Origin of the sequence: Fluviicola taffensis DSM 16823 (assembly GCF_000194605.1) — a bacterium.
In the GTDB taxonomy this organism is placed as follows: Bacteria; Bacteroidota; Bacteroidia; order Flavobacteriales_D; family Crocinitomicaceae; genus Fluviicola; species Fluviicola taffensis.
Window position 1 is genome coordinate 3721676 of sequence record NC_015321.1, and the last position, 24022, is coordinate 3745697.

Here is a 24022-nt window from a genome sequence, read left to right on the forward strand (position 1 = left end):
TGGTGCTCGCTTTTTGCACAGCCAATTGTAATTCTCAACAAACAAAAACAATGCAAGAAAAAACAAATCCCTTATTGTGTGACATTGAAACAGGATTATGTGAAATGCCAGGAAACGATCAAGACACTTCAGCCTCAGGAATTTTTCAATCTGTCAAAAAACCGATTAAAGTCGTTTATTACACAGATCCCATTTGTTCCTCTTGTTGGGGAATTGAACCGCAGTTGCGAAAATTGAAATTAGAATACGGCAACAGCATCGAAATTGAATACCGAATGGGAGGTTTATTGCCCGATTGGAATTACAACAGTGGAGGAATAAGCAAACCATCCGATGTGGCACATCACTGGGATGAAGTGAGTGTTTATTACGACATGCCGATAGATGGAGACGTTTGGTTAGTAGATCCTTTATCTTCTTCTTATCCGCCATCAATCGCTTTTAAAGCTGCTCAAATTCAGGATAAGCACAAAGCAGTTGTCTTTCTTCGCGAAATCAGAGAAATGGTTTTCTTGGAGAAAAAGAATATTACCAAGTGGGAATATTTGGAACAAGCAGCCAAAAATGCTGGTTTGGATCTCCAACAATTCAAGACTGATTACGAAGGCAAAGCAAAAGCATTGTTTGATGACGATTTGAAATTCGGAAGAGAATTAGGAGTACGCGGATTTCCAACCTTGTTTTTTGTAGATTCCACAGGAAAAACGGAAAAAGTATACGGTTCCAAACCTTATGCTTCGTATGAAGATGCTATTTTGAAATTGGACGCAGCAACTGCAAAAAGCACCTACCCAAAAAGTTGGGAATTTGCTTTTTCAAAGTATCCTTCTTTAACAGCGAAAGAATTTTCAGAATTAACGGGCACTCCAAGAAGTGAAAGCGAACAAAAACTGAACGAATTGACTTCTAAAGGAATTTTGGGAAAATTGACGACCAAAAATGGTTCTATTTGGACAATAAAGAAGATAACTCATTAATGATTATTCCGGAATAGCAGTCTGTGAATGTTTGTAGTTAGTAAAACATTCACAGCTGTTTCCAAATTCCGTTGTTTAAATAGATTCAATCACGTTTTCTAGTGGTAAACGGAATTTTGCTTTCAAAGAAGGCTGATTCGCATCTTCTGGGTTTCTGTAACCAATAGCCACTGCAAACAAGGCTTTATATCCATCCAGTTTTAGAATTTTAGCATATTCATCAGGTTGAATCCCTTCCATTGGTGAGGAATCAATATCCATAGATGCACATGCACTCAGGAAAAAGCCCAGAGAAAGATAAACTTGATTTTGCAGCCATGATTTAATTTCTGCTTCTGATAAAGGTTTTAGCATTTGATTGTAATATCCTACAGATCCTTCTGGCAGATGATCGTTAATCTGCTTCTCAAACCTTGAAATGTCATCGATTGAACTGAATACTACCAAATGACTGGCATCCTTTATTTTAGGTTCGTTGAAATATGATACTTCGGCTAATTGGCTTTTTACTTGCTCATCTGAAACAACCGTAAACTTCCAAGGTTGACTATTGATGGAGGAAGGACTCATGCGTAAAATTTCTTTTAATTGTTCAATTTTTTCGGCTGATACTTTTTTGTTTGAGTCGTACTTTTTAGTAGTGTATCTACTGTTTGCAAGGTCTAAGAAGTTCATTGTTTCTAAAATTTATTGTTACTATCATTTTTATAGTTGCAAACATAATAATAGTCACTTAACTTTGCAAGAACGGTCAAAAAGGATAGTATCAGATGTATTGTATCGATAATAAGCAATTTCCATGTAGTACAAGTCTCACAATGAGGTATATAGGTGGAAAATGGAAAGCGGTCATTCTAATTCATTTAGTGCAAAAAAAACGCTACAATGAATTGAGAAAAGAACTTCCAATGGTAACGGAACGAACGTTGAGTTTGCAATTGAAAGAGTTGGAATCCGACGGATTAATTACTCGAACAGTCTATGCAGCTAAACCACCATTGAAAGTGGAGTATGCATTGACCGAATTCGGTAGAACCTTAATTCCTTTGTTGAAAGCAATGGCGGAATGGGGAAAGGAGGCGGCTGAGATCAATAGAAAAATCAGTTTTTTGGAAACAGTTTAAGATTATAAATGGTTCATCGCATCAGTAAGTGCTTCAACGATATTGATTGCTGCTAATTGTTAATCTTTGAGCTTGTAAGTGTAAGATTCCAATTTCTCGTTCAGTAAATATTGGATTGGCCGATTTGTGCCAGATAGTATTTTCTAAATGAAGTTCAAAGTATTGAAAGATATAAAGCTAGAAGCACTTAAAAAAAACAGTATCTTTCATTCTTCAATTTCCAAACTCCTTAAATTAATTAAGTAAACTTATCAATTCTAGTATGAAAGATTTTCAAGAAATCGAATTGTCAGATTCACAAAAAACGGATAGTCAAAAAGCAATCAAAACAGTATATCAACTGTTGATTTTAATGGCCATAGAATATGTCATATCAATAAGTTGGCTTCTTTTACAGAAAATAGTTATTCCAGTCTTTTTTAAAAAAGATGGAAGTACTGATTGGTCAAAAGTGGGCGATTTATACACCCATTTTGGTTGGACCATGGACATTCTTGCACTTATAGCTCTGATTATTTTCATCATCATTATTCCCAGTAAAGTTGCGCGGATATTTTTACTTGTTTTCCTCGGTTTGAAAATAATATTTGTTATCAGCTATCGCATTTTAGAACAAAATTGAGATCCTCCTTTTTATTCTCTCAAAATAAACACATTGAAAAATTCAACGAATCAAATTGAAGCGTCAGAATCAGATTATTTATACAAAAGTCAATCTCAAATACCCAATTCTGGACATGGACTTTTTACAGTAATCAAGATCTACAAAGATGAAACGATTGCTATTTTTAAAGGAGAAATTCTCACCGATTTAGAAGCAAAAACAAGAGCAGAAGCCGGAAATGATGGGTATTTTATCAATTTAATAGATGGAACTATCCTAGATTCCAAGAACGTGGAATGCTTTGCAAAATATGCCAATGATGCTGAAGGATTTTCTGCTTCAAACTATAAAAACAATACCCGTATTACCCTAGACTTGAACGATAATGTTTGCATTCAAGCTCTAAGAAATATCCAAGCAAACGAAGAATTGTTTTGCAGCTATGGCAAAGGATATTGGAAAAAACATGGGTGAATAAAGACCAATTAAACATGAATAAGCCAGTAGATATAAAGTCAATTAATCTAAGTCAGGAATGTTCTGTATGCGATAGCTTGGCGGCAAAAATTTTAATTGTAGAACCAAATGGGTACCCAAATGAAGCTGTAAAATGGAGCTTGGATGACCTATCTGACTATGAAAAATACAGGAATTTTGATTCTAATTATTTAATCTATTCCGGTCCTGGAGGAAGTAATGGAAATATTGGGGATGCAATTGATGAAGAACGAAAAACAAAGTTAATAAATGCCTTTACTGCGCCATTTAATGAAGTGAATATTAGAGAACAGTTTTATGATATGGCTGGTTATTGTGTAGAATGCCAGAATTTTTATTGCAGTAAACATTGGAATACTAGTTCACAAGGATATGGAAAATGTCCACAAGGGCATGGTAAATCTCTAGATCCTCATTGGTCTCCTAATAGTTAATAAACGAATAATAAGGTGTGAAAATGGATACACCTAACAACCAATAAACAAATGCGCAAAAACAACTCGTTCTAACTAATCGACTTTTCAAAAGCTAGTTACTTTTTCTTCTTATATTTGAAAGGCGACTTTGCCTTTTTGCAAAATGGTTTCAACCTAAAAATCAAACAAAACAACACACTTGATGAAAGCAAAACATGCACTTATACTATTAATCACAGGATTTGTCTTAGACTATATTGGAGCATTACTAAAGATTATGCATTATCCTGGAGGAAAAGAATTATTAATCTTTGGTATGCTTTTTAAGGTAATTGGCCTTATACTATTTCTCTATAAATTATTGAAACATCCAGCATTTAAAGATTTTATGAATTCGTAAAGCTATCGCCATACCAATCAAATAATCTTACTATTCACTGCATAGGCAAGGGCTTCAACGATATTTGTTACACTCAATCGTTCAAAAATGCGTCTTCTGTAATACTTCACTGTGTCGGGTGCTACAAATATTTTATCCGCAATTTGGTTAATCGTCAAACCTTGTGCGTGTAAGCGTAAGATTTCAATTTCTCGTTCAGTCAATGTTGGTTTGGCAGATTTACGCCAGATGGTATTTTCTAAATCAAGTTCCCAGATTTCATCCGAACCTTGCTTTTTGATGAAAACATTACCCGCTTGTTGATGGTGCGAGATGGAAACAATGCACACAGCCTTCCAAATTTTTTGCTCACTCGTTAAAAATAAAGGAGTAAGCTTGTGATTGATCAGAATATTTTTTCCATTCTTGTTTATCAGGTGAAAATCATAAGTAATACTATATTCTTTCTTCTTATCTGTTGGTAATTTTTCATAGAAATCAAACCCAGCTTCATTGATTTGTGCCAACAACTCCAAATCCTTTTCGGGAACATTCCTGAAATAGAATTCATATCCTAGGTTCAACACTTCCGCCGCTGAATAACCACATAAAAATAAGGGGTTTTCAGAAACATACTCAAAGGTCATTTTTTCGTAATCGATGACATAAACGCTTTCGTAAGTTAGACGCGCAAAAGACTTTACAGCTTCCAAATAATCTTTTTGGAGCAATTGATCTTCTTGAGATATGTTTCCTACTTTGTTTTTGGTAAGTAGACTGGAATGAATACTGTTTTTCATTGGTTCGATACGAGTCACAAATTTACACTAAAGTGTAGTTGTTATGAGCATTCCTTATTTCATTTTTGCAATGAATCTTTTTTTTATGATGAAACAACTGTCGGAATTAAGTTTGGATGAATTAATCAAACATAAAGCAAAGTTAAAAAGCGCTCTGATTGGTTTGGCAATAATGACCCTATTGCTGGTTTTAATCTATTGTTACATCTATTTTTTCAAGGCTAAGTCGATTACATTTATTCCTTTAATTGTACTTCCCATCACTTGGATTCCATTATTCGTTTCATTGAAAAATATCAGGGATGAAATCAAATTCCGCGATTTGAAGAACTCGTAGTTTTATCCATTATGCTAAATAGTATGACAAATTGCCCCAATTGTAAAAGTCCGATTACCGATAATTTTTGCAGCAATTGCGGACAACCTACAAAGCTTAAACGAATTGATGGACACTATATTTTACATGAAATTGTCCATGTTCTGCATCTTGAAAAAGGAATCTTGTATACCATAAAAGAACTGGTTATACGGCCAGGAGAAAGTGTGAAGCATTTTATTGCTGAAAACAGAAACAGGTTGGTGAAACCAGTAATTTTTGTCATCGTAACTTCGTTGATTTATACCATCATTTCTCATTGGTTTCATGTAGAACCAGTCCAACCTCTTGAAGAACAGGTAAGAGGTTCTGCCTTGGTTGTTATTTTTAAGTGGATTGAAAATCATTATGGATATTCTAATATCATTATGGGAATGTTCATTGCGCTTTGGTTAAAGTTGTTTTTCATGAAATATGATTATAATTTTTTTGAAATTCTGATTCTTTTGTGTTTTACAATGGGAATAGGGATGTTGACCTTTGCTGTTGCTACTATTATTGAGGGTTTAAGTGGACTTCATCTTTTTGTAATCATTCAAATACTTAGCTTAATCTATTCTTGTTGGGCCATTGGCCAGTTTTATAATAAATATAAAGTAACAAGTTATCTGAAAGCCTTGAGTGCTTATCTACTTGGAACATTTGTGTTTTATTTTATGGCGATCATTTTGGGAATTGGAATTGATTTGATTTTCAGATAGGAAAATGATTTATTTATTTGGTAAATTAGGCGACCCGAAAAGTTACTTATAACCAGATAAATCAACATGAGAACATTTGTAATTGGAGACATTCACGGCTGCTTCGATGAATTAATAGAATTGACTGAAAAAATTCAGTTGAAAGAGGATGATTTGTTAATTTCGCTGGGAGATATAGTGGATAGAGGAAACAAATCGAAAGAAGTGTATGACTATTTTAAATCCCGCCCTAATAGTCTTGTTCTGATTGGAAATCACGAACGAAAACATCAAAATAAAATACTGAGCTATTCGCAAGAAATTGTAAAAGTGCAATTTGGAGACGAGTATGAATCTTTTTTAAACTGGTTGGATACACTTGGCTATTACTACGAAACAGCAGACGCAATCATTGTTCATGCATTTTTCGAACACGACAAAGTACTTGCCGATCAAAAGCAAGAAGTTTTATCAGGATCAACATCTGGAGATCGTTATTTGGAAAAGAAATATCCGGGTGAAAAATATTGGTCCGATTTCTACACCGGTTCAAAGCCAATTATTTATGGACATCATGTGGTAGGAACAACACCCAAAATCTTCAACAATACGTATGGAATTGATACAGGAGCTTGCCATGGAGATTATTTGACAGCAATTGAGCTTCCAGGATTCATCATTCATCAGGTGAAAGCGAAAAGAGATTATTGGAAAGACGAACAAAAACAAGGTCAGATTCCGGTTTTAAAAGCAAAGAATTGGAACGAAATGCGGTTTTCAGAAATCGATAAACAGTTGAATAAATTGGCTTATATCGAAGAGGAGGAAGTGGTGAGTTACCTTCTGGAAATAAGAACATGGAAAGAAGGCATCCAAAATTCATTTGAAACAATCAAAGACGAAATTGATAAGTACACCAAAGAGCTGATGGAGATTCACCAAGATAATTTCACCTTGGAAGCGAATAAGAAATCCTTTAAAACGTATCTTTTCAAAAGTCGATCGAACAATTTGACTTTGCAGGATTTGCAAAAAGGATTGAATACACCCGCAAAAATCGAAGAGTTAAGGAAAGAATTGGAATCGAAGTAGATAAGATGAAGAATAAAGATTGTAGTTTCTACCACGAGTTGGAATATAATCCCGTTCTTTGATAAAACCTCTTTGTAAAACATGCACTTAGGCTACTAAACGTAACAAAGTATGTGATGAATGAGGAAGAGATTCAGGATCAAAATCAACTAGATGAATTGAACCAATTTGAAGGGTTAATCCAAGGGCTTATTGATAATGAATATGGTTGCTGCGATGATTTTATACTGCCCAGTACGGTAGATGGATTAAGTGCTAATATTCAGCTTTTGAGTGAATCAGAAAAGTTGAAGTCTTCTGGTTTTGGGAACAAATCAGATTTCAAGGAAGACGATAGAATTAGAGGCGATAAAATCACTTGGATTGAAGAACAAAGTATAAATCCGTTTGAAATCATCTACTTACAAAAGATTGAGAAGTTTATTCTGTATTTGAATCAAACCTGTTTCACTGCTATAAAAAGTTTTGAAAGTCACTATTCCTTTTATGAAAAGAATAGCTTTTATAAACGACATATCGATCAATTCAAAAATGAAAAGGGACGAAAGTATTCCATCGTTCTTTACCTCAATGAGGCTTGGAAAAAGGAAGATGGAGGGACGCTGTCTTTGTACCCCAAAGTGGGAGAGCAAATAAATATTTCTCCAATTGGAGGACGAATGGTCTTGTTTCGAAGTGATGAGATGGAGCATGAGGTTAATCCTTCTTTTACTCGAAGTAGAAATAGTATTGCTGGATGGTTGAAAAATTAGAACGTTTATTAAAAAAGTCGTTTTTTCTTGAGACTATGATCTTCTCATTGACTGAATAAATATGTGAATGATACAACTTTTTCACATGTTACATTTTAACGAGTAAACTTTGCGACCTTACAAGTGAAATGCAGACACAGAATATCATATCAGATGAAGAAGTAATCAACAGTGGATTACCTAAATCGCAACCACACATGGTTGTTGAAATTGTAGAGTACGTTCCCGATTCCCTCGTAAGTAGAACGGTCATTAAACAGTCGGAAGGTGGTGTTACTGCCACTTCTTTTGATGAAGGAGAAAAGCTCTGTGAAAAAACCACCGAATCTGATACTTATGTTCAAATCATTGATGGAAAAGCCACCGTTACGATTAACAATATCGATCGCGAACTCAGTTTGGGAGAAGGAATTGTCATTCCAGCAGCCACTTTACATTGCTTTAAGGCCGAAGAAAAATTCAAAATGATAACAACGGTTATCGCATCGGTTCATCAGGTTTAAAAAGCGGCGCCAGTCTTTTTTTATCTGAAATAAAAGTGATGCTAACTGAAATGATGAATCAAAGAATTTATAAAATAATAAGCGATTGTATTGCGGTAGTTTGGATTTGTTCAAATCGGGTGTTTATTTGGACATCGATGGATTAAAATCTCACAATGAAAAAGAAATATTTTTTTTGATAAAAAACTAATATTTATTGTTTATCAATAAATATTTAGTATTATTGTCTTGTGGTTTTAAATAATTCGAGATGAAAAGTAACACGACACAAATTTTAAAATTCCTGTATATCCTTTCTTGGATCATTTTTATTGGTGTATGTATCGAGGCTGGTGCATTTATCTTTAATACGGTTTTTAGGTTGTTTATTAATCCTGCTAATGCTTCCTTTTTTTGGCAGGAAGTGAATCTAACAAATCTATACAACTACGATCATGGGTATTATCTGGTAGAAACTTCGTTGATGAGTCTTGTAGCAATCATGAGAGCTTGGATTTTTTACCTGATTGTGAAATTGCTTCACGATAAAAAATTAAATCTGCTTCAGCCTTTCAATAAAGAGGTGGGACGTTTTATCTTTAGCATATCTTATTTGTCTTTGGGTATAGGTTTACTTTCATCAATGGGTGCTAATTTTGCGAAGTGGTTTGTGGAAAAAGGAGTCGAAATGCCAGATTTGGAGTATTTGCGTTTAGGAGGAGCGGATGTTTGGCTGTTCATGGGAGTAATCCTTTTTGTGATTGCGCAAATATTTAAAAGAGGAATTGAAATTCAAACAGAAAACGAATTAACCGTATAAGCGATGCCGATTATTGTAAATTTGGATGTTATGATGGCTAAACGGAAAATGTCATTGAATGAACTTTCCGAAAAAGTGGATCTGACTTTGTCCAATCTTTCTATCTTAAAGACTGGTAAAGCAAAAGCAATCCGTTTCAGTACATTGGAAGCCATTTGCAAAGTGTTGGATTGTCAACCAGGAGATATTTTGGAGTTTGTGAAGGAATAACTTCATCACAGAAATACGATCAAATAAATTAGAATGAAATGAATTTCAAACTCATAGAAACAGACAGGCTATTGCTTAAAGGCCTTTCTACCGAAGATATGACGGCCATTTTTGAGCGGAATCTAAAACCGAAGATCAAAATCCTTTTGGGACATCGCTCAGACGAGGATTATGAGAAGGAATACCATAAATACAAAAATGGCTATGCGAGCTACAACCGGAGTTTCATGCTGTTCCTACTTGTTGACAAAGCATCAGATAAGATCATTGGCCGTTGCGGATTGCATAATTGGAATGTGGATCATCGCCGTGCAGAAATTGGTTACGGAATGGAAGATGAGACCTATAAAAAACAAGGATTGATGTCGGAAGCTGTGGAAGCAATTATCGCTTATGGATTTGAACAAATGAATCTAAATCGAATTGAGGCACTTGTTGCTCCTCAAAATGCTGCGTCATTGAAATTACTGGAAAAGAATAATTTTGTATGGGAAGGTGTGTTGAGAAATCACTACTACATTTCGGGTACTTTTGAAGATTCGGTGATGTTTTCGAAGCTTCAGGAGGAATATTTGAAAGAGAAAAAATAAGATGAGATTCACATTATTTATCTCCGCAATTCTACTTTTGGGATGTACTCCGAAAGATACTATTGCTATTGAACGACAACTGATTTTGAGTGCGGATTTTTCGCATTATGATAACTTCTTTCCAATTCAAACACTTAATCTTATCAAGAAAGGAATTAAAGACAAAATACACATTATGTATGTTTGTTTTGATCCTGGTATTGATGGAGAGAAAGAATTTCCCGGAGAAGATTATATGGATGATTTTTCATTTAAAATAATGAAGGATGGAAAGTATCAGCCTACTTTTGATAAATCCGCTCTTGTAATTGGAAATGATTTTAAAGAGTATTTTAAAGAGGATTTTGACAGCTATAAAAAATTGAAGGCGGAAGGGAATATTTCGAGATTTATTGAAATGCCAGAAAAACCAGAATGGTGGCAATACGATCAAACTCCTAAAAATTCGAAAGGAAAACCAATGACTTTTATTTGTCAGATTGATATGGGTAGAATTATCATCAATGATGATTGCCGTTTATTTGTATTTTATGACCAAGATGATCGGATGGTGAAATATGTTTATCAGCGAACGTGATTAAATAGATTATGTATACAATCATTCCCTTTGAAAAAAAGTATCAGGAAGGAATAAGCGAGATGATGACCGGAATTCAAGATGAATTTGAAATTCTGTTCAGAAACCCAGATGGAAAGCAAATCTCTGATATTGCTGGGCCAGAAAATCTGTTTTGGATTGCTCTCAATGGAAATGAAGTTGCGGGTACAATTGGTGTATCACGAATTGATGATGATTCAGCTTTCTTAAGGCATTTATTTGTGTCGAAAGAACATCGGGGAGCGCAGTCAAATGTTTCGAAAAGACTTTTGGATATAGCACTCAATGAGGCGAAAATACTTGGATATAAATCCATTTATTTGGGAACGATGGAACAATTCAAAGCAGCCCAAAGATTTTATTCCAAAAATAATTTTGTCTGTATTCCAAGAGAAGCGTTACCAACTGAAATGCCAGTTAGTCCAATGGATACGATTTTTTACTTATTGAAAAATAAAGAATTAAATCCAGCTCTCTGAAATTGCCTTGACGAGAAGTTCTGTAACAGAAGCACAATTTGATTTCTTCAAAATATTCTTCCGATGTGAATTCACCGTATGAATGCTCACAAACAATTCTTCTGAAATAATAGCGCTCGTTTTACTAGCTATAATTAAGCGTAATATTTCTAGTTCTCGTTTGGTGAAATCGGGTTTTTCTAAGCTTGAATGATCTTCTAGTTGATCATAATTGTAGAACGAAGGATTTCCATTTAAGCCAATAAACGAAAGGATTGGAATTCCCTGCTGTTTCAAATGACTAATTTCTGTGTGGATACCGAGTGAAGTAACGAAATTCTTATTGTCATCAAATTCGAGAATCAGCATTTGATGTAAAATACGTTTCCAGTTTCCTTGACTATCAGCAATTCTGAAGTCGTATTGAATCTTGTACTGATCAATTTTATCAAGTGGTAAATTTTTGTAGAAATCAGATGACTTGGCTTCAAACTTCAAGAAATATGGTTGATCTTCTGGATGAATTTGATTTAAGAAAAACGCGGCACTTATATTTTCTGGATCGTATCCTAAAATGGATTTAATTTCTTTACTAACTGAAGTAAACGCTCCATTTTTGACATCAAACGTGAAAAAATAGCTTTCACCCACTTTAAAAATGGAGTTTTTGAGGATTTCAATTTGATCGCGCTTTGTTACAGCACCTTTAGATGTATTATTGGCACTTTTTTTCCAGATAGAATGCGCGGAATCATAAAATACCAAATCATTTTTCTTCATAGCGTTGATCAAAAAATCACTAGTACTAGCTATTTCCCAGTACTTTTTTTTACTTTTTCTTTGCTAAAATAAAGATATTCCGCCACAAAATCCTCTCTGCCCATTGTTCTTTTACCAAAGACGATGGGCTTTTTGAATACTAAAATGAATGAATTTACTACAGAATTCATGCTAGTTATGGTTTGAATTTGATTGATTTAGTAACCTTCGACGACATATAAAGTTTAAATTTGTGGACTTAACTAATTATTGCCAGCTAATATGAATCTGAAAATTACGTTAATCGGTATTTTTTCTTTCATGATATTTTCTTTGAATGCTCAAAATGCACTTTTTCAGAATACACAAGGTATTTTGGGAGAAGGAAGTAATGCCTATTTCAATTCGGAAGGATATGATATCTCTCAAGAGGATATTGAAGTAATGTTTGATGAGAAAGGGATTCGAAAGCTGATGAATAAATTGGATATTCCAAAAGGAACACTAGTTTCTGAAAGTCCCGATTTCCCAAAAGTCAAAATAATTGAACATGCAGTTCATGAAGGGAATGCTGCAACGAATTATGTTTATTACTTATCATCCCATAAATATGGATTTACGAGAGTTGTTTGTTTCGGAACGAGTAGTGGCAGAATTCCAAGTTTTGAAAAAGAATTTTATAGGGCAATGATTACCCATAGTTTTCCGAAAAGTATAATGACTTCGATGGAAATTGATACCATTTATTTTGCAGGACGTCAACTTGACTTAAGCACTATCTGCAAATGGATGGGACCAAGAAACTTGCAATGTCCAAATTATGGTCAAATGAATTGGTCCGAGTTTAGTGATTCTTTGAGAGCAAGTCAACTAATTGTGAATCAAAAATTCATTAATTCAATGAATGATAATATGACTATCCAGTCGGAAAAGGTGGTAAATGTTGTTTTTGAAGGGCAGGAAGTAACTGCTATTCATCAAGTAGTGAAGGTTCACATACCTCAGTTGATTATGGGAGGAAGTAATGTTTTGATTGTATATTATGTGCTCGCAAATGTTCGAGGACGCTATGTTGCTTGTATTATGAGCCAATATACCGATGATAATGGGGTTAAAAACAATAAATTGGCGCCACTTCTTGCAGAGGTCATGGAACTGAAACAATAATTTCCAAAACAAGGATTAATAGTTCAATAAAATGAAAAGAAACAGTTTATCTATTTTTGTATTTCTGGTTTTCACAATGAGTAATTCATTCGCTCAGAATGTTTTCCCTGAGCAATTTAAAGGTTGCAATACAGATGGTTTTGCCTTGGAACATGACACAACAACTGCCAAATTGAATTCAATAGAATTTCTGAAATTGCTTGGAGATTATTTGGGAGCAGATGCAATGGGTAAATTGAGAGGTAAACTATCACTCCAGATAATTGTTGATTTGGAAGGGAACTCTTGTTTGTTGAGTATTGAAAACAAGACCAATGTTAAAACTAAAAAACTGAATCTGAAAACCTGGATTGATCAGGAAATCAAATGGAAAAAACTATCAGAGAAAGTGGGGGCAATGATTGTTTTAGAATTTACTGAAAGTGGAGTAACTTTGAAAAGATTGGGAATGGGAGGAACCCGAGATTGGCATTATTTAGACTAGTTAAAATTGTATTTTCCGTGATCGTTCAAACAATCACGAAAAAACACGATGTATCAGCACGAATTGAATCAGCTGAAGCATTTCTTCAAAGAAAAGTGGGAACGTTAATTTCTATAGGAAATCACTAGAAGAACAATGATTAGAGACTTTGAGAATATTGACTATTTAAAATCGGGAAACGCACGACAAAGAAGTGCTTATGAAATTCTTACGAAGTATGAGATTATAACTCTTTTGAAAGCATTCAACCCGATTCTTGTGGGAACTATTCCAATAAACATTGATCTTGAAACCAGTGATTTAGATATTATTTGTAAGTACTCAGACAAAAATTCGTTCATAGAGTTAATGAAGGGTTTATTTGGAAATAAAGAGGGGTTTTTAGTCGGAAAACGATCGGAATACGATGCAATTGTCTGTCATTTTTGGCTCGATGGTTTTGAGATAGAAATTTTTGCTCAGGATATTCCTACCAAACACCAAAACGGATATCGGCACATGCTTATTGAATATAAACTACTGGTCGAAAAAGGAGAATCTTTTCGTTTGAAAATCATAGAATTAAAGAAACAAGGTCATAAAACGGAACCTGCATTTGGAATTGCTTTAGAATTGAAGGGAGATCCCTACAAAGAGTTAGTAGAATTATTTCTGATGGACGAAAGAAGACAATTGATTCTTGCTGAGCTAAAAAAGCAATGCGAAGAGAAACAAATCTATGAATTTGATTATTATTGGGAAATTTGGGGCGTGATGTGGTATCCTTGGTTTATGGAATTTTATTCGGGTGCTTCACTCAGCTTTACTGCAAATGATATTTCATCGGAAGACCTGAATTATTTTGTGGAAACTGGTGAATTGGAACTTATCAAAGTATATGAACGTCATGAAATGATAGATGAATTTGATAGGGTACGATTTCGTCTAAAAACACGTATCTAATTATTCGTTGATGTCAAATAGAATATATATTTAACTATTAAAAAATTACCGATGAATAAGATTTTTACAGGACTATTTTTAGCAACAACACTACTTTTGGGATGTAGTGATAATTCTCCGAAAGATTTGGAGCCGTTTATGGTTGATATTTCTGAGTTTAAGATTCATAATGATTTGCTAAAAGACGGAGATAAGGTTCTGATTTTAGGATCTTCTGGCAATCTTACAGAGGAACATAAAATTGATTTTTACAACTTGGTAGTCGTAAAGTCGTTACGAACAGGAGATACTCTAAATGTATTAGTTACTACTTTTTTTCAATCAGATTTGAATGACCCGGAAACCACGTTTATTTCGAATACCTCTTCAGAAGGAAAGTTGATGGAAAGTGTTATGAACAAAGAAGACGTGGAAGGTCAGAATGTAAATGAGATGAAACCAAAATCATTTTCAAAGGTGTTTTATGATACCGAATATATTCAAGTCGACGTTAGAAAATATCCGTGTGTCACTGGAAATTTAGGTGAATATACGATTGAAGGTGGTTTGGATAAAATTGGTCAGTGAAATGAATCAACCAACAATTTCTCCGATTATTCAAGCTGCTGAATTGCTGAGACTTCACCAATCAGGAAATTTGATATTGGTAGATGTCAGTAATGGTAAAGATGCCAAAGCTAACTACGAAAAAAGACATTTAGACGGAGCGTTTTACGTTGATATGAATGCGCAATTGGCAGATATTAAAGATGATCTTTCAAATGGAGGCAGACATCCATTACCAAGTCTCAAGCAATTTTCTGAAACTCTTTCAAATTTGGGTGTTTCCATCAAAAGTCATGTAGTCATTTACGATGATAAGAACGGATCGAATGCAGCAGCACGTTTTTGGTGGATGTTGAAATCTGCAGGATATCAAAAAGTACAAGTGCTGAATGGTGGTTTTCAAGAAGCAGAAAGAGTCGATTTTCCAATCAATTCAAATATAGAAATTCCCATTTCTGCAGAATCCTATAAAATAGAAGATTGGCAACTCCCTTTGGCAACCATTTCTGAAGTAGAGAAAGCTTCCAAAGATGAAAATCACCTCATAATTGATGTTCGTGATGAGGAACGATATACTGGAAAAATAGAACCAATTGATTTGATTGCAGGACATATTCCAGGAGCAATAAATGTTCCTTTTACTCGTAATTTGGATGAAAACGGCTTATTCTTGAATTCACAAGAATTAAAAATGACGTATGAAAAGATTTTTGGGGGTATAAAAAGCGATCAAATAATTATTCACTGTGGTTCAGGTGTTACAGCTTGTCATACGCTTTTAGCAATCGCTTATGCAGAACTGGATATTCCCAAATTATATGTAGGTTCATGGAGTGAATGGAGCAGGAATAATAAGGAATTAAAAACAAATTTGGATTAATATGAATAGATTCGTTAAAGTGATTGTTGGCATTGCGATGCTCATGAGTGTATCAGCTTGTTCATGGAATGAATATTTCATGGTTAGTAATCAGAGTTCACATCCAACAATTATTCAGTATCAATTAACCCATGTAGAAAAGGGTTTTCCAATCTTTACCAATCAACCAGTAATCTATAAGCTTGATGACTCGAATGAAATTAACTGGGATACGAAACAAATCCCAATAGACTTGGATACTTCTTCAGCTGGAATTCAATTGGAAATACCAGTTAATTGTGCAGTGGTTTTTGGTGAATTGAATAACGATCGTTATAGAAGTCCTAAACAAGAGTTTATAAATGGTCGAGTTTTCAATCTGCAAGAATTAGAAATACTTAAAAACAAGCATCTACAAAAAATCACTCCCGAAAATTTCGATAAGTACTTCAAAAAAATAAATGGTAGTAATGTTTTGGAAATAAAATAGGTTTAGGTTACAGAAATAAATACAGTTCTAACAAAAGAAGCTGTTAGATTTTGTATCTTTCCTTCTCATCCAAAACAGAAAAGCATGACAAATATTTCTTCGATTATCCAAAAAGAATTGTACCGAGTTGAAATTGAATCACTCTCAGGAAATGTGGTCATCTCAGATGAACCTCTTGAAATGGGAGGGAAGGATTTAGGTTTTTCACCAACGGAATTGTTGGCTTCGGCTTTGGCAGCTTGTACGAGTGCAACACTCAGAATGTATGCCGATAGGAAGGAATGGGATTTACAGGAAGTGAAGTTGGAGGTAGATTTAGATTGGGATGAAAAAGCAAGTAAAACGGTCATTAACCGTAAAATGCAGTTATTTGGCAATTTGGACCAAAAACAGCGGGATCGCCTGTTCAAAATAGCGAATGCTTGTCCGGTCCATAAAATGCTCAGTAATTCAATTGAAATCAATACGGAAATAGCTTAGTTTTAGATTCGATGTTTGATTTAATTGGCGCACTATTCTATTTGATTTTGGAAGCTGGGATGTTTCTCGCTGGTGCAATCTTACTCATTTATGGGTTGTATAGCTTTACAGTTCCCAAATTTGATGAGTCGGTTAGAATCTTTTGCCTTTTTTTAGGAACGATATTAATTGCTTGTGGAATTGGACTTCATTGGTTTTCCAATTCTGATTCGAAAACAGAAAATCCTGAATTTGTAGGGAACTATATTACCTCTTCACTTCATAGACATAATAACTAAACTTGTAATCTTCGTATGTTTCTCCAATATTGCTTTCCGTTTTAACTATAATCAAGTAGGTATTGTGGAGTGAAAAGTAAGAGCAATGCGGATCATCCCAAAATGAGTATGCTGCTTCAATATCTAGTGAACCGAAAATAGATTGCCCATGAATAGCTGTTGAATCACCGAGATAAATGAATTTTCTAACGTATGGATCATCCACTAAAACGTGAGATAAGACAAATTTCTGTTTCAAAAAAGGATCCGAGTGCAATCTCAAATTGACAGAATTTAGAAACCACTTTTTCGAAGTAAAGTAAAGAAATGGATCGAATTGTTCACTGTTGTTTGCTCCTGGAAATCGTTGTTTGTACCAAGGTTCTAATTCTAGATAAATGGATGGATAAAGGAGAAAATCAATGCTATCGGTCAGATGCATCAATGGATCTATCTGCTTTTCCAAATTCTCAATTTCGGTATGTGCTGAATACCAGTTTTGATGACTCGTCTCTCGTTGTAGCTTTTGTCTATTCAACACTTCTATTTTTGAGGCAAACAATTGTCTTTCTTTACTGATTTCAGCTATTTCAATCGCTGAAAATCGTTTGACATACCAATTAGAAATCTGCACGGAATCATTGGACGATGAACGCAGAATATCCCGCTGGTAGACACCGTCATAAATTATTGAGCTTACTTTTGGATTTACCAATACCAATGAATCATTCAATATCTGCGGGTAAATACTTGAATTGATAAGAGCAATGTCTTTTCCTGCTTCTCGAGTTTGGAACAAAAAAAGTTTATCTAGCAAAGGTTCATTAGTTATTGTTCTAGCCTTCTTAAGTTTAAATAACATGTTGTTAAATCCTCTTTTGAGTTCGTTTTCTCGTTGTAACTGTATGTTTCGTTGATAAGATTGAACGTGCCCTTCTGGTGAAAGGATAACTTTTGGTGCAAGACCAAATCTCCCTAAATCATTGAATGTTAAGGGTAATTCGGAAGGTAATGCAGGCCATTGTTCTTGAGCGAGTGAAGTGGAGCTAAAGATCAAAAAAGTCCAAATCGCTAGTTGACGAAAAATAAAAGCAAAGTTCAATAACATAATGAAGGATACAAGCTTTTAAGCAATTGGTTCAATGAAAAGGATGAATTGTTTTTTCTGATGAGGATGTTGGAAAAATGATACCATTAGAGTTAAAGAAATGCAAATAGCTGAAAAAGTATTATTTTGGAGTAAAATTTACTACTATGCGTAAGCAATTCTGTTTATTCTTATTTGTGTTTATTGTGGGAGTTAATCATGCTCAAACGACACTGAATGGTTCATTTGTTCACAATGGAATTTCGCGAACGTATAGTTATTATATTCCAGCATCTTATGTGCCTGGTCAAGCAGTTCCATTGGTAATGAGTCTTCATGGATTTACAAGTAGTGGCACTGCTCATATGGCGAGTTCTCATTATATGCCAATAGCCGATACTGCTAATTTTATTGCTCTTTACCCAGATGGAACAATCGAACCAATTACGAGTCAAAGGTTTTGGAATTATGGAAACATCATGGGTTCAACGGTAGATGATGTTGGTTTTTTGGAAGCATTGATTGATACGATTTCAGCACATTATAGCATCAATCAGAATCGAATTTACGCTGCGGGAATGTCGAACGGAAGTTTTATGGCGTATTATTTGGGGTGTCAAACAAATCGTTTTGCTGCAATTGGAGCCATTACAGGCACAATGGGAATAGACATGTTCAACAATTGTAATCCTTCACACCCAACGCCAAGAATTCATTTTCATGGGACCACTGATCCTATTAATCCGTATGCTGGAAATTCAACCAGTAAGGGAATTGATGAAGTAACGACTTATTGGGTAAATCAGAATAATTGCAATACAACACCAACAATTACTCCAATTCCAGATATTAATACCACAGATGATTGCACGGCAGAACGTCACCTTTATTCAGGAGGAACGAATGGAAATACAGTTGAATTATTCAAAGTAATTGATGGCGGACACACTTGGCCTGGTTTTTCTGTTTTTACTCTGAACGGTAATATTTGTTTGGATTTTAATGCGGGCAAGGAGCTTTGGCGTTTCTTTAGTCAATATGAATTACCCGCTACTGTATCTGTAACAGAAAATGAAGTGAATGAAGCAAAAGTTTGGCCCAATCCTACTTCTGACCGCTTGTATTTGAAAGCAGACGATCAAATTATCACAGAGATCAAGATCATAGATATGAGAGGTCGAATGGTTCAAGAAACTAAAAGCGACAACATTCAATTTATAGATATTTCTCAATTAAATGAGGGGAATTATATTGTCCAAATTTCAGGAAATAATTTCACGGTCAGAAAAAAAATAGTGATTGTAAATAATGAAATGTATTGAGATTCAGAATAAGTTATTTGAGATAATTTTAGTGTATGAAACTCAATAAAATACTTCCAATTGTCATTCTAATAATCATTGCTGTACTTTCTGCGTTTTATGTTGGCGAAATAAGTCTCGGATTGTCTAAATTGATTGAAAAGCTATTGAATATTTGGATTAGATCGTATTCCATTCAATTCTTCCTTTTTGTTATTGCTTCACTAGTTAGTTTGTTGTTCGTGAGGAAGTTTAATTTGAAAAAACGAGTTATTATTTTAATTGTACTTGTTTTTGTTGTGTTCAATGTATTACAAACTAGAAATCAGTTTTATTTGTATCAAGTCAATCGTGAATTGTCGATTGGAGACATGCAAAATGTTCCAGAATGTATGATAGAAGCAAATTATGAAACCTTTTGGGAGTATTTGAATGAAGGTTGTCACCTAACAGTAAGTGATATGATTCGGTCAATTTTTTACAAATGCCTTTTTTGGATTATTCCATTTTTAGTGGGCGATTATCTGATTCGTCTTTTTCATAAAATAAATCGTAAAAAAGCAAAAACTGAATTGATAGATAGAGATGAAGTCTAAATAATATCAATTTCCAAGAAAAAAGATTAGGAAAGTTTAACCTTAATAAAACGTTAAAAAGAATTCCTCAAGCCAAATAAGCGCTATTTTTAGCACACAAAATTTAAAAATTTACAGTAATATTCTCAAGTATGAAAATTAAAACAGTTACAAATTCCATTTTATTCTTAGCATTTGGAATGCTTTCCATCCAAGCGACAGCACAAAAAATCAATATGCCTGCTCCAAGTCCTTTGCAAACAGTTGTTCAAAAATTTGGAGTAGGGGAAATCACTATTGAATATTCCCGCCCATCGGTAAAAGATCGTACAATTTTTGGAGACGTTGTTCCTTTCGGAAAAATCTGGAGAACTGGTGCAAATGCTGCAACAAAAGTTACATTCTCAGATGACGTAAAATTAGACGGTAATGCAGTAAAAGCTGGAACGTATGCTTTGTATTCCATTCCAAACAAAGATGCTTGGGAAATCATGTTGTATTCTGACCTAACACTAGGAGGAAATGTTGCAGATTACAAAGCAGAAAATGAAGTAGTACGTTTCAAAGTGAAAGCGAACAAAATCCCTATGAAGATTGAATCTTTGATGATCAATATCGGAGATGTAGCTCCTGCAGAAGCAGTAATGACATTGCTTTGGGAAAACACGGTGATTTCTTTCAAAGTAACGACTGAAATCGATGCGAAAGTGATGAAAAGCATTGATGAATCTATGAAATCTGAAAAACCAGATTACTTCAGAGCAGCTGGTTATTATTTCGACAATAATAAAGATTTGAAACAAGCATTAATTTGGGTAGACAAAGCAGTAGCTGAAAATCCAACAGCGTTTTACATGTTCTACTTGAAAGCGAGAATTGAATACAAATTGGGTGATAAAAAAGCAGGAAAAGCAAGTGCTGAGAAAACAATCGAATTAGCTAAAACAGCTAAAAATGATGATTATATTGCAATGGCGAATAAATTACTTGCTGAGAATAAATAGAAATTGATTCTTGATAAAATGAAGTCCTTTCGCTTTGGTGGAAGGATTTTTTTGTTGGTTGAATTTCCTTTTCTGCTGAGATGGTTGGATTATCTCGGCTTTGCGTTTTATTTTAAAAGATATTACAATCAGTTTTTTTATCCCACAGACGAGCACAATTACATAACTCCTTATTAAATAGTAAAAGAAAAAAAACGAATCATTATCCTCTGTGTTCATCCGTGTTCCTCGGTGGGAAATAATGAATTTTAAATTAAACCGAGTACCCAACACTCCACAAATTCTTGATTTCGCCAGTTCGCTTTGCGTTTTGTTTTAGAAGATGTTACAATCAGTTATTAGTTGTTTTTATCCCACAGACGAGCACAATTACATAACTCCTTATTAAATAGTAAAAGAAAAAAAACGAATCATTATCCTCTGTGTTCATCCGTGTTCCTCGGTGGGAAATAATGAATTTTAAATTAAACCGAGTACCCAACACTCCACAAATTCTTGATTTCGCCAGTTCGCTTTGCGTTTTGTTTTAAAAGATGTTACAATCAGTTATTTTTATGCCACAGACGAGCACAAACAAATAACTCCTTATTAAATAGTTAAAGAAAAAAAACGAATCATTATCCTCTGTGTTCATCGTTCCTCGGTGGGAAATAATGAATTTTAAATTAAACCGAGTACCCAACACTCCACAAATTCGTGATCTCGCCAGTTCGCTTTGCGTTTTGTTTTAGAAGATGCGGCCGCCACTTTTTTAGTCGTTTTTTCAACCAATTCAAAACGTTTTTTGCTTTTCAGTTCCAATTCAATGGGGTGAATGAATTTTGGATCCATTAATCCAGCCAAATTGGAGAATAATAGAACTACATTTCCTTCTGAATTCAAATGCTTGTGAGCTTCTTCGAAAAACCGTGGAAACAAGTCCTTGTCGTAATAAATCGCTAAATCTATTCCAGAAACTTCTTTTGGAAGTGGAATCCATGGTGGATTGAATGCAATCAAATCTGATTTTATCTTTGAATGGGCAAACAAATCTCCGAAATATAAATTGGTTTTTTGATTAGATTCCTTTTCAGATTCGAATGTCCCAATCAATGCATTTGGATTGATATCAGAAGCATGAACTTCGTTAAAACCAAATTGATGAAAGAGTTTACTTAAAACACCACTCCCAATTCCAATATCGAATGCGTTTTCTTTTGCTCCCTTATATTTTCTCAGGTAATCTACAAACAATTCAATGTGCTCAAAACGAGTAGGAAAGTAGGTTCCATAAAACGGATGAAGCAGTTGTTTTAATCCTGGAATTCGAATTCCTTTTTCATACCATTGCCAAGAACTGTTTAAGCCTTGAACATCCGTAAATGGCAGCAAAAATTCAGGTGTTTCAGCGTACAAGATTTTAAACCAACCAATCTCGGGCGCTTTTTTGACCTGTAAACGATAGTTGCTAATCTCAATCAACAACAATTGACTGGCTTTTCGATACGAATCCCGAAAGTTTCGCTGTCCTTCGAAAGTTTGTTTATTGGCGTTTTTGGATAAACGTTCCTTTAAGGCATTCAAGACTAGAAGTCCGCTACTAAATTGATCAGAAATCAATACGTGGTTTCCTTCCAGCAGTTCATTAACAGCGTGTTTGGGATCAATTTCTTTGAAATACTCCAAAACGGGAATCGTTTCTGTAATCGGTTCTGGGCGATTAAGCGTCAGATTTGTTTGGTTGATAATCTTCAATGAACTAATGATTAAATGCCTCCACAGCCGCTCTCACAGAACCGTGTTTCAACAACAATTCATTTGCCTTTTCTTCTTCCAGCCCTGTTGCTTCCATCACCATTTTAGTTCCACGGTCAACTAGTTTATCGTTGGAAAGTTGCATATCAACCATGCGATTTCCCTTCACTTTTCCTAAACGAATCATGATTGCAGTAGAAAGCATATTTAAAACGAGTTTCTGAGCCGTTCCGCTTTTCATGCGTGTGCTTCCAGTAACGAATTCTGGACCAACCATGGGTGTTATTGCTATATCAGCCAATTGACTCAAGGGCGAACTTGGATTACAGGAAATTCCACCCGTTAAAATTCCGTTTTTCTTGGCAGTTTCCAATGCTCCCAGCACATAAGGCGTTGTTCCTGAAGCGGCAATTCCAACAACGATATCTTTTTCAGTAATATTGAATTCTTCCAAATCTTTCCAGCCTTGTTCGCGATCATCTTCTGCAAATTCAACGGCTTTTCGGATAGCTTTATCTCCACCAGCAATGATTCCAATCACCATTCCGTGAGGAACACCAAAAGTAGGAGGGCATTCACTGGCATCAACAATTCCTAAACGACCGCTTGTTCCAGCTCCCATGTAAAACAGTCGACCCCCTTCTTGCATACGTTCTACACAACCATCAACCAATTTCTCTATTTGCGGAATTTCTAGTTCAACAGCTAAAGCAACGGTATGATCTTCTTGGTTTATGCCAATCAATAAATCCCGAGTAGACTTGGTCTCTAAATCGTGATGATTGCTTTCTGATTCTGTTATTCGTTTCATTCTGAAAGGTTAAAAGAGTGTTCAAAAGGTTCAAAGAGTTTAATTTTGAACTATTGAACTATTGAACTATTGAACTATTGAACTATTGAACTATTGAACTATTGAACTATTGAACTATTGAACTATTGAACTATTGTGTACTATACAAGAAATGCCTCTAGTGAACCATTTGATGGTATTACTTCTACGCGTTCTCCCAAAGTTGTAGTTAAAGTCATTCCTACAAAATCACATTTAATGGGATATCTGCGGTGCATTCTGTCAACCAAAGCAACTGTTTTTACGCTTCGTACAGGTTGTTCCAAAATTTTCAGCACTCCATATTGCATGGTGGTTCCTGAATTAATCACATCATCGACTAAAATCACTGTTTTTCCATTAAATAAGGCTGGATCAATAGAGCAACTAATTGCTGCATCTAAGGGATGGTCTTTGTCTAATTCAATTTTGAAGTAAGTAACCGTTTGAGCACTGTTTTTGAGAATTATTTCGGTGATTTGTTGCGCGAACGTTTCTCCATTTCCTGTAATTCCTCCAATAAATAATTCGGGAATTCCATAGGTGTTTTCTACTATTTCGTGCGCCAAACGCATGATTTTTTGTTCTATTTGATGCTGATTTAAAACCAATTTCATGGAAATGAATTTTAAGGTAAAAGTAGTGATAATGT

At 34.7% G+C, this 24022-nt stretch carries 34 protein-coding genes; 27 read left to right on the top strand and 7 right to left on the bottom strand.

Going from position 1 to position 24022, the window contains the following annotated elements; genetic code table 11:
* The first annotated feature begins 50 nt into the window (after positions 1 to 50).
* Positions 51 to 977 (top strand): ClpXP adapter SpxH family protein, encoded by a 927-nt coding sequence (locus FLUTA_RS16175; protein ID WP_043024391.1) that lies wholly within the window; start codon positions 51 to 53, stop codon positions 975 to 977.
* Positions 978 to 1052: 75 nt separating this feature from the next.
* Here the strand turns inward: FLUTA_RS16175 and FLUTA_RS16180 are convergent, their stop codons facing one another.
* The gene (locus tag FLUTA_RS16180; RefSeq protein ID WP_013687977.1) at positions 1053 to 1652 is read right to left on the bottom strand and encodes an NAD(P)H-dependent oxidoreductase; all 600 of its coding nucleotides are present in this window, start codon (positions 1650 to 1652) and stop codon (positions 1053 to 1055) included.
* Between the two features lie 95 nt (positions 1653 to 1747).
* On the opposite strand from FLUTA_RS16180, the gene FLUTA_RS16185 reads away from it, so the two are divergent.
* From FLUTA_RS16185 to FLUTA_RS16205, 5 genes are all read left to right on the top strand, one after another.
* Positions 1748 to 2101, top strand: coding sequence for a winged helix-turn-helix transcriptional regulator (locus FLUTA_RS16185; RefSeq protein WP_013687978.1), 354 nt, complete (start codon positions 1748 to 1750; stop codon positions 2099 to 2101).
* A 262-nt stretch (positions 2102 to 2363) separates the two neighbouring features.
* On the top strand, positions 2364 to 2723 hold the full coding sequence (locus tag FLUTA_RS16190; protein WP_013687979.1) for a hypothetical protein: 360 nt from the start codon (positions 2364 to 2366) through the stop codon (positions 2721 to 2723).
* Between the two features lie 33 nt (positions 2724 to 2756).
* On the top strand, positions 2757 to 3179 hold the full coding sequence (locus tag FLUTA_RS16195; protein WP_013687980.1) for an SET domain-containing protein-lysine N-methyltransferase: 423 nt from the start codon (positions 2757 to 2759) through the stop codon (positions 3177 to 3179).
* 17 nt (positions 3180 to 3196) lie between these two features.
* Entirely contained in the window at positions 3197 to 3637 is a 441-nt protein-coding gene (locus FLUTA_RS16200) for a hypothetical protein (protein WP_148235452.1), read from the top strand.
* 184 nt (positions 3638 to 3821) lie between these two features.
* Positions 3822 to 4019 (top strand): GldL-related protein, encoded by a 198-nt coding sequence (locus FLUTA_RS16205; protein WP_013687982.1) that lies wholly within the window; start codon positions 3822 to 3824, stop codon positions 4017 to 4019.
* 17 nt (positions 4020 to 4036) lie between these two features.
* Here FLUTA_RS16205 and FLUTA_RS16210 read toward each other — a convergent pair whose 3' ends face one another.
* Positions 4037 to 4798 (bottom strand): response regulator transcription factor, encoded by a 762-nt coding sequence (locus FLUTA_RS16210; RefSeq protein ID WP_043023887.1) that lies wholly within the window; start codon positions 4796 to 4798, stop codon positions 4037 to 4039.
* An 85-nt stretch (positions 4799 to 4883) separates the two neighbouring features.
* On the opposite strand from FLUTA_RS16210, the gene FLUTA_RS16215 reads away from it, so the two are divergent.
* The 10 genes from FLUTA_RS16215 (at position 4884) to FLUTA_RS16260 (ending at position 10877) form a co-directional block, all read left to right on the top strand.
* On the top strand, positions 4884 to 5135 hold the full coding sequence (locus FLUTA_RS16215; RefSeq protein WP_148235453.1) for a hypothetical protein: 252 nt from the start codon (positions 4884 to 4886) through the stop codon (positions 5133 to 5135).
* Between the two features lie 23 nt (positions 5136 to 5158).
* A complete protein-coding gene (locus tag FLUTA_RS16220; RefSeq protein ID WP_013687985.1) occupies positions 5159 to 5875 on the top strand; it encodes a DUF3667 domain-containing protein in 717 nt (238 codons plus the stop codon).
* Between the two features lie 66 nt (positions 5876 to 5941).
* Positions 5942 to 6946: a metallophosphoesterase gene (locus FLUTA_RS16225; RefSeq protein WP_013687986.1), complete on the top strand. Its 1005-nt coding sequence runs from the start codon at positions 5942 to 5944 to the stop codon at positions 6944 to 6946.
* A gap of 116 nt (positions 6947 to 7062) precedes the next feature.
* Positions 7063 to 7698, top strand: coding sequence for a 2OG-Fe(II) oxygenase (locus tag FLUTA_RS16230; RefSeq protein WP_013687987.1), 636 nt, complete (start codon positions 7063 to 7065; stop codon positions 7696 to 7698).
* 128 nt (positions 7699 to 7826) lie between these two features.
* Positions 7827 to 8201 (top strand): cupin domain-containing protein, encoded by a 375-nt coding sequence (locus FLUTA_RS16235; protein WP_013687988.1) that lies wholly within the window; start codon positions 7827 to 7829, stop codon positions 8199 to 8201.
* A gap of 250 nt (positions 8202 to 8451) precedes the next feature.
* Positions 8452 to 9000, top strand: coding sequence for a DUF2975 domain-containing protein (locus FLUTA_RS16240; RefSeq protein ID WP_013687989.1), 549 nt, complete (start codon positions 8452 to 8454; stop codon positions 8998 to 9000).
* Positions 9001 to 9003: 3 nt separating this feature from the next.
* Positions 9004 to 9210 (top strand): helix-turn-helix domain-containing protein, encoded by a 207-nt coding sequence (locus tag FLUTA_RS16245; RefSeq protein WP_013687990.1) that lies wholly within the window; start codon positions 9004 to 9006, stop codon positions 9208 to 9210.
* 38 nt (positions 9211 to 9248) lie between these two features.
* On the top strand, positions 9249 to 9800 hold the full coding sequence (locus FLUTA_RS16250; RefSeq protein ID WP_013687991.1) for a GNAT family N-acetyltransferase: 552 nt from the start codon (positions 9249 to 9251) through the stop codon (positions 9798 to 9800).
* A gap of 1 nt (position 9801) precedes the next feature.
* Positions 9802 to 10377, top strand: a complete 576-nt coding sequence (locus FLUTA_RS16255; RefSeq protein ID WP_013687992.1) for a hypothetical protein — start codon at positions 9802 to 9804, stop codon at positions 10375 to 10377.
* A gap of 11 nt (positions 10378 to 10388) precedes the next feature.
* Positions 10389 to 10877, top strand: a complete 489-nt coding sequence (locus FLUTA_RS16260) for a GNAT family N-acetyltransferase (RefSeq protein WP_013687993.1) — start codon at positions 10389 to 10391, stop codon at positions 10875 to 10877.
* Here the strand turns inward: FLUTA_RS16260 and FLUTA_RS16265 are convergent.
* On the bottom strand, positions 10860 to 11636 hold the full coding sequence (locus FLUTA_RS16265) for a LuxR C-terminal-related transcriptional regulator (RefSeq protein ID WP_013687994.1): 777 nt from the start codon (positions 11634 to 11636) through the stop codon (positions 10860 to 10862). The genes FLUTA_RS16260 and FLUTA_RS16265 overlap by 18 nt on opposite strands.
* A gap of 300 nt (positions 11637 to 11936) precedes the next feature.
* Here FLUTA_RS16265 and FLUTA_RS16270 point away from each other — a divergent pair, with 300 nt between their 5' ends.
* The 8 genes from FLUTA_RS16270 to FLUTA_RS16305 all read left to right on the top strand — a co-directional run bounded on the left by FLUTA_RS16270 (position 11937) and on the right by FLUTA_RS16305 (position 16861).
* Complete coding sequence (locus FLUTA_RS16270; RefSeq protein ID WP_148235455.1) at positions 11937 to 12782, top strand: hypothetical protein; 846 nt, start codon at positions 11937 to 11939, stop codon at positions 12780 to 12782.
* A 31-nt stretch (positions 12783 to 12813) separates the two neighbouring features.
* Positions 12814 to 13266 carry a hypothetical protein gene (locus FLUTA_RS16275; RefSeq protein ID WP_013687997.1) on the top strand — a complete coding sequence of 151 codons (453 nt, stop codon included), beginning with the start codon at positions 12814 to 12816 and terminating at the stop codon, positions 13264 to 13266.
* Between the two features lie 135 nt (positions 13267 to 13401).
* Positions 13402 to 14208 (top strand): DUF4269 domain-containing protein, encoded by an 807-nt coding sequence (locus FLUTA_RS21220; protein ID WP_013687998.1) that lies wholly within the window; start codon positions 13402 to 13404, stop codon positions 14206 to 14208.
* Between the two features lie 51 nt (positions 14209 to 14259).
* Positions 14260 to 14775, top strand: coding sequence for a hypothetical protein (locus tag FLUTA_RS16285; protein WP_013687999.1), 516 nt, complete (start codon positions 14260 to 14262; stop codon positions 14773 to 14775).
* Position 14776: 1 nt separating this feature from the next.
* Positions 14777 to 15634: a sulfurtransferase gene (locus FLUTA_RS16290; RefSeq protein WP_013688000.1), complete on the top strand. Its 858-nt coding sequence runs from the start codon at positions 14777 to 14779 to the stop codon at positions 15632 to 15634.
* A 1-nt stretch (position 15635) separates the two neighbouring features.
* Positions 15636 to 16103 (top strand): hypothetical protein, encoded by a 468-nt coding sequence (locus FLUTA_RS16295; protein ID WP_013688001.1) that lies wholly within the window; start codon positions 15636 to 15638, stop codon positions 16101 to 16103.
* A gap of 84 nt (positions 16104 to 16187) precedes the next feature.
* A complete protein-coding gene (locus FLUTA_RS16300; RefSeq protein WP_013688002.1) occupies positions 16188 to 16583 on the top strand; it encodes an OsmC family protein in 396 nt (131 codons plus the stop codon).
* An 11-nt stretch (positions 16584 to 16594) separates the two neighbouring features.
* Positions 16595 to 16861, top strand: coding sequence for a hypothetical protein (locus tag FLUTA_RS16305; protein ID WP_013688003.1), 267 nt, complete (start codon positions 16595 to 16597; stop codon positions 16859 to 16861).
* Here FLUTA_RS16305 and FLUTA_RS16310 read toward each other — a convergent pair.
* The gene (locus FLUTA_RS16310; protein WP_013688004.1) at positions 16830 to 17948 is read right to left on the bottom strand and encodes a hypothetical protein; all 1119 of its coding nucleotides are present in this window, start codon (positions 17946 to 17948) and stop codon (positions 16830 to 16832) included. The two genes, FLUTA_RS16305 and FLUTA_RS16310, sit on opposite strands and share 32 nt — an antisense overlap.
* A 146-nt stretch (positions 17949 to 18094) precedes the next feature.
* Between FLUTA_RS16310 and FLUTA_RS16315 the strand changes: the two genes are divergently transcribed.
* From FLUTA_RS16315 to FLUTA_RS16325, 3 genes are all read left to right on the top strand, one after another.
* Positions 18095 to 19249 carry a T9SS type A sorting domain-containing protein gene (locus tag FLUTA_RS16315; protein ID WP_013688005.1) on the top strand — a complete coding sequence of 385 codons (1155 nt, stop codon included), beginning with the start codon at positions 18095 to 18097 and terminating at the stop codon, positions 19247 to 19249.
* Between the two features lie 35 nt (positions 19250 to 19284).
* Positions 19285 to 19824, top strand: a complete 540-nt coding sequence (locus tag FLUTA_RS16320) for a hypothetical protein (RefSeq protein WP_013688006.1) — start codon at positions 19285 to 19287, stop codon at positions 19822 to 19824.
* Between the two features lie 131 nt (positions 19825 to 19955).
* Positions 19956 to 20807, top strand: a complete 852-nt coding sequence (locus FLUTA_RS16325) for a DUF2911 domain-containing protein (RefSeq protein WP_013688007.1) — start codon at positions 19956 to 19958, stop codon at positions 20805 to 20807.
* 660 nt (positions 20808 to 21467) lie between these two features.
* Here FLUTA_RS16325 and FLUTA_RS16335 read toward each other — a convergent pair.
* From FLUTA_RS16335 to FLUTA_RS16345, 3 genes are all read right to left on the bottom strand, one after another.
* On the bottom strand, positions 21468 to 22541 hold the full coding sequence (locus FLUTA_RS16335) for a methyltransferase (RefSeq protein ID WP_013688008.1): 1074 nt from the start codon (positions 22539 to 22541) through the stop codon (positions 21468 to 21470).
* Positions 22542 to 22545: 4 nt separating this feature from the next.
* A complete protein-coding gene (gene murQ, locus FLUTA_RS16340) occupies positions 22546 to 23352 on the bottom strand; it encodes an N-acetylmuramic acid 6-phosphate etherase (protein WP_013688009.1) in 807 nt (268 codons plus the stop codon).
* Positions 23353 to 23492: 140 nt separating this feature from the next.
* Positions 23493 to 23987 carry a phosphoribosyltransferase family protein gene (locus FLUTA_RS16345; protein WP_013688010.1) on the bottom strand — a complete coding sequence of 165 codons (495 nt, stop codon included), beginning with the start codon at positions 23985 to 23987 and terminating at the stop codon, positions 23493 to 23495.
* Between the last annotated feature and the right edge of the window lie 35 nt (positions 23988 to 24022).